Source organism: Microseira wollei NIES-4236 (assembly GCF_020521235.1).
Classification (GTDB): domain Bacteria; phylum Cyanobacteriota; class Cyanobacteriia; order Cyanobacteriales; family Aerosakkonemataceae; genus Microseira; species Microseira wollei.
Genome location: NZ_BLAY01000335.1, coordinates 1 through 5,119, shown reverse-complemented (window position 1 = coordinate 5,119; position 5,119 = coordinate 1). Strand labels below are relative to the sequence as shown.

Here is a 5,119-nt window from a genome sequence, read left to right as displayed (position 1 = left end):
CAATGATGTCAGTCTTGGCTTGCTCCAATGTCATGGAAGCGGACAAATGAGGAGCGGAATGATGCGAAAGTATCACGTTCCGTTCTGGAGAGCAGCGGCTCTTGTAAGGGAGTCGCCGACTTTAATCACCGTGCGGGGAATATTGCACCTTTACCCGCCGCAATTGGTTTACGCACAAACTCGCTCGCTCGTGCCTGGAGAAGGCGATACTTTGCCGTCGTTTATTCCTGGTGTGGACAAACAGCCAGTTCCCTCTGATGGCTATGAAGTTGTGAGGGTAATGGTTTTTGGCTCACATTATGGCGTCAATTACACAATTCGTTGGCTTTACAGACTCAATTTTGCTCAGGTGAGCGAGTGGAGTTTTCTTATGCCTGCGCCCAATCCAGGCGAAGTCATGAGCATTGTGACTAAGCGAATCCCGCTCGGTCGCACCAGCTGATCTGTCTGGGATCTGAGATCTCGCACCAGTCGCAATAACCCGCCAGGGAATAAATTCCCACAGCGAGCAGCTTAAGTCCTCTTAAGAGGACTTAACCCTAACATGGCATGGATTTCAGTCCATTTTAATGGACTTTTGCTATGAGCAACGGAAATTTATTTCCGGGGGGGTTTTGAGGCTGATTGAGAATGGTGCCAGATCTCAATTGGATCAAAGTTGGTAACAACGAAAGTAGCAGCAGTGCTGGCGATCGCTGTTATATTGGCAGTTCGTTGCGATATGCCTCCCTTCCGCAGCTGCCTTGAGTCGCAGCTGGCGATCGCCGCTGTTGGACTTCGTGGATGATTTAGTACACCGTCCGCCAAATCAAGAGCAGATGCGCCAAATCAAGGAACTGCTTTTACAAGAACAGAAGGCGATCGCTCAACTCATCGCCCTAATCGACAAGTACCTAGAGTAGCTATCTGCCCTTCAAATTGTCCAGCAATGTCCAGTGATTCGCTGGAATTTGTTCTGTGCAGAAATCAGCTATCAGCCCTAGGGAAAAAGTTTAGACTGTGCGGGCGCGATCGCACTGACCCAGATTGATTGGGGGAGCGATCGCGTTTGCCTAGCGTGCGCGTCTGCGCTTTGTTCAGCTCAGCCTATGACTGCTCAAAGCAAGACTCATAGCACAATCGCGTCAAACTCTTGACGTTTAGTAAATATTTCGTTACAGTAATTTACATAAGTTAACAAATAGCAGAGAACAAACTATGTACACCACCGACAACGAAGGTCTGCTCAACAACTACGCTGTTGAACCCCAGATTTACTATGCAGAATACCCCTCACCAGAACAGCAACGGCGCTATGCCCTTCAAGGTGCAGTAGGCTTTTTGATCGCTAGCGCGATGGTTTTGATCGCGTTGGGCGTCAGCTAGAAACAAGAATTTTCACCAGAATTAACTGAACGCTCATTGAATTTCTGCCTCTTCTCTCAACTCCAGCCTGCCAGCTGGGGTTTTTGCTGTTTGAGGGGAAAGCGTTGCCAGCGTGCTTATCCAGCCATGCTCTGGATATTTATTTGCAACTATTGAACATTGTTGACATTCTGACCGACGATCAACTCTTCAAACAGGAATGTTTCAACGCCTTGTTCAGAAACGATCAATTTACAGCATCTAAACTCGCGCAGTGTAAAAATAGGTACTTGGTGGTGGATGAGGAGTGAGGCGTGAGGAGCGATAAAAATAAAGCAATTGCAAAAGCTAAACAAATCAAAGTCTGTTTTTCGTTTCTTTTGCCGATTGCTGTTCTGGTGATACCCGTAAGGGCGATCGCTCAACAAGCACGACTAGGGGTAGTCAGAAGTCAAGAAAATGCCACGCAATGGGGAGGAATTATCAACCGCCTCAATGCTAGCGGCGTTCCCTACTGCGTTGTTGACTTGCAAAATATCAGATCCCAGGCAGATTTAGCAGGGCCAGCGGTGCTATTTTTGCCCAACGTGGAAACCTTGACCCAGGAACAAGCGATCGCTCTAGAAGCGTGGATGAGCAAAGGCGGTCGCGTTATCGTCTCAGGTCCGGTAGGAAACCTTTCCGCTCCCGGCGTGCGCCAGCTATTGCGAAGTATGCTAGGCGCTTACTGGGCGTTTCCCCTCTCCGAACCTACTATGGTACAGCCTTTGCGTACCCGCACCCAAGAATGGGTGACTCGCGACCTCGCTGGGACAATCCACGGCGGCGTTGTGGTTCCCACCGGGTTAAACAGCCAAACCGCAGCCACTTGGAGCGGTCCCGATACCCCACCCGCCGTTGTTACCACCAACCGGACGACCTTTTTTGGTTGGCGCTGGGGCGTGGATACAGTGGCCGCTCCAACACTCGATCTGGGCTGGCTAAAAGCCGCTATGAGCCGTTACGGCAATCGTCCAGGGGGGGGGACGACCGTTGCGAGTCAGGGCGCTGCTAGCGGCAACTGCGTGCCTCCGGGAGCGATTGCCAGAGCTTCTGCCACTACCAGACAATCCCCTCAAACCCCACCCAGAATACTAGGAACGGGGTCTTTTATTGAGGCAGGGGAGCAGGTGAGCAGGGGGGCCCAGGTGCAGGGGAGAGTTGCTAGTCCTCAGTTGCCGGTTTCTACTGTGCAACAGGGGACGCCAACTCGGCAAACTGTGACTCGACAAACGCCTGCACCCACCCCTCGGAGAAGGAACGATCCGACGCAAGAGGTGGCGGCGGCGGGAATTCGGTTTAGACCGGGGGGGCAAAGAATTAGTTCGGGGGAAGCGATCGCAATGCGCCAAGAGTTAGAAAATCTAATTGGTCGCGTGGAAAGCGCCCTTTTAGCCGCCAATACCGCTAACCGTGGCGCTCTTAGGGTAGCAGAGGCGCAGGGAAGTACTGGAAAAACCGATGATTCTTTCGTCGCATCCCCTGCAACACCGATTGCAACGGTTGCTTCTACTGTTTCACTTAGCACGCAACCTTCCCCACCCGCAGCAATTCAATCTGCACGAGAATTACTGCAAAATTTACCCCGATTAATTGCTAGCCGAGACTACGCTAATGCTCGCCAACAATGGCTGCAAGCGCGTCAAAATTTATGGAATCTTTATCCCATCGATCGACCTAACGCTCAAGCGGAAATTCGGGCGATTTGGCTCGACCGTGGTTCTATTATTGAAGCAGGTTCGGAACAGGGATTGGCGAGAATTTTTGACCAACTGGCGGCGGCTGGAATTAATACAATTTTCTTTGAAACCGTTAACGCTGGATATCCGATTTATCCCTCACAAGTCGCACCCGAACAAAACCCGCTCGTTAGAGGTTGGGACCCCTTAGCATCTGCGGTTAAATTAGCCCATGCGCGGGGAATGGAATTGCACGCTTGGGTGTGGACATTTGCGGCGGGGAACCAAATTCACAATACGATTGTGGGACAACCTGCGAATTATCTTGGTCCGGTGCTTACAGCTAATCCCAGTTGGGCGAATTATGATAATCGGGGGAATATTATTCCCATTGGACAAACGAAGCCGTTTTTAGATCCGGCGAATCCAGAAGTGCGGCAATATTTAATGCGATTGTTTGAAGAAATAGTCACCCGCTATAACGTGGATGGATTGCAATTGGATTACATTCGCTATCCGTTTCAAGACCCTGGGGCGGGTAGGATATACGGTTATGGTAGGGCGGCGCGCGAGCAATTTCAACAGCAATATGGCGTCGATCCGATACGGATTTCCCTGCGCGATCGCACCCGCTGGCAACAATGGACGGAGTTTCGCACCACCCAAATCAATTCCTTTGTCGCCGAAGTTTCCCAAATGCTGCGCCAGCGTCGATCTAATTTAATTCTATCCGTCGCAGTTTTCGGCTATCCAGAACAAGAACGCATTCAAAAATTACAGCAAAATTGGGAAGTTTGGGCGCGTCAAGGCGATGTAGATTTAATTGTCCCCATGACCTATGCTCCCGATACCAATCGCTTCCAACAATTAGCACAACCTTGGCTCAAACATACAAATTTAGGTTCTAGTTTGATATCCCCAGGAATCTATTTATTGAGATTACCCGAAGTCGGAGCAATCGATCAAATTCAGCTAGTAAGAGATCTGCCAAGCGGCGGTTACTCTTTATTTGCATTAGAACATTTCGGCAACAACTTGCAAGCAATCCTCAGTCGCACCCAAGGGATAAGGCAAGGAAATACAAAAGAACCGATTCCTTTCCGCCAACCTTTCGCCGCCGCTGCTGCGCGTTTTGGTAGCTTATCCCAAGAATGGAATTTTCTCCTAGATACCAATCAACTGCGATTGGAAATAGCTCGTTCAAATTGGACTAGCAAAACAGAAGAGCTTGCCACAGCTTTGAATAAGTTAGCGCAAGAACCAAACGCCAGTAATTTTGCAGCAGCAAGGCAATCTTTAACAACCTTTCGCACCCAGTTTCCCATGTGGATGAGCTTGCATACAACGCAAAATTGGTATCAAGTTCAAACTTGGGAAAATCGGTTATTGAGTATGGAAAGACTGCTTAATTATGGAGAACGGATTTTGATAAATCGGCAAAATACACCTAACGCTCAACAGTAGGCGATCGCATCTCAAAGAAAGCAGCAGGAGAGATCTGGAAAAAATCGGCGAGTTTGCGAATATGCTCGACTGTAAGCTGGCGCTGACCGTTGAGCACGGCTGATACAATAGATTCAGTTTTAAAGATAGGAACTAAATCTTTTTGTCGCAGATCGAATTCATCTATTAAAGCTTGGAGTAACTCGACTCCAAAAATATCGGGTATGGTTTCGTGTTTTTGTTCGTATTCGTAGACTAGAGTACCCAAAACATTGAGGTAATCTTGTTCGTCTGGTGTTAATTCGTTCCGATCTATCAGCGAGTCAATTACTTTTTGAGTTGCTAGTAATTCCTCCTCAGAATTGATCGGACGAGGCGGAAAGGTTTTGAGCAATTCGATGTCAGCGCTAGTGCTACCTGTACCACCGATCATTTTTCCAGTCCTCTTGCCCGTAAGTCATAGCAGGCGAGACGCCTACGCCACAAGAGATGAATTTTTCTTGTGGCATGGGCATCTTGCCCGTAAGTCATAGCAGGCGAGACGCCTACCCCACAACAGATGAATTTTTCTTGTGGCATGGGCATCTTGCCCGTAAGTCATAGCAGGCGAGACG

Annotated in this window: 5 protein-coding genes; 4 read left to right on the top strand and 1 reads right to left on the bottom strand. The window is 49.1% G+C overall.

Features of this window, described 5'->3' with window-relative positions:
• The 4 genes from MiSe_RS47590 to MiSe_RS47575 all read left to right on the top strand — a co-directional run.
• A partial coding sequence (locus MiSe_RS47590; RefSeq protein ID WP_226594200.1) for a hypothetical protein occupies positions 1-442 on the top strand: 442 nt, incomplete at its 5' end.
• A 301-nt stretch (positions 443-743) separates the two neighbouring features.
• On the top strand, positions 744-902 hold the full coding sequence (locus MiSe_RS47585) for a hypothetical protein (RefSeq protein WP_226594197.1): 159 nt from the start codon (positions 744-746) through the stop codon (positions 900-902).
• Between the two features lie 295 nt (positions 903-1,197).
• Positions 1,198-1,365 (top strand): photosystem II assembly protein Psb34, encoded by a 168-nt coding sequence (gene psb34, locus MiSe_RS47580; RefSeq protein WP_226594192.1) that lies wholly within the window; start codon positions 1,198-1,200, stop codon positions 1,363-1,365.
• A 293-nt stretch (positions 1,366-1,658) separates the two neighbouring features.
• On the top strand, positions 1,659-4,526 hold the full coding sequence (locus MiSe_RS47575; RefSeq protein ID WP_226594188.1) for a family 10 glycosylhydrolase: 2,868 nt from the start codon (positions 1,659-1,661) through the stop codon (positions 4,524-4,526).
• Here the strand turns inward: MiSe_RS47575 and MiSe_RS47570 are convergent.
• Positions 4,510-4,938 (bottom strand): helix-turn-helix domain-containing protein, encoded by a 429-nt coding sequence (locus MiSe_RS47570; RefSeq protein WP_226594184.1) that lies wholly within the window; start codon positions 4,936-4,938, stop codon positions 4,510-4,512. The two genes, MiSe_RS47575 and MiSe_RS47570, sit on opposite strands and share 17 nt — an antisense overlap.
• Between the last annotated feature and the right edge of the window lie 181 nt (positions 4,939-5,119).

Bases quoted from the DNA above. Each gene is read 5' to 3' on its own strand.
- psb34 (WP_226594192.1), top strand. From the start codon at position 1,198: ATGTACACCACCGACAACGAAGGTCTGCTCAACAACTACGCTGTTGAA.
- MiSe_RS47570 (WP_226594184.1), bottom strand. From the start codon at position 4,938: ATGATCGGTGGTACAGGTAGCACTAGCGCTGACATCGAATTGCTCAAA.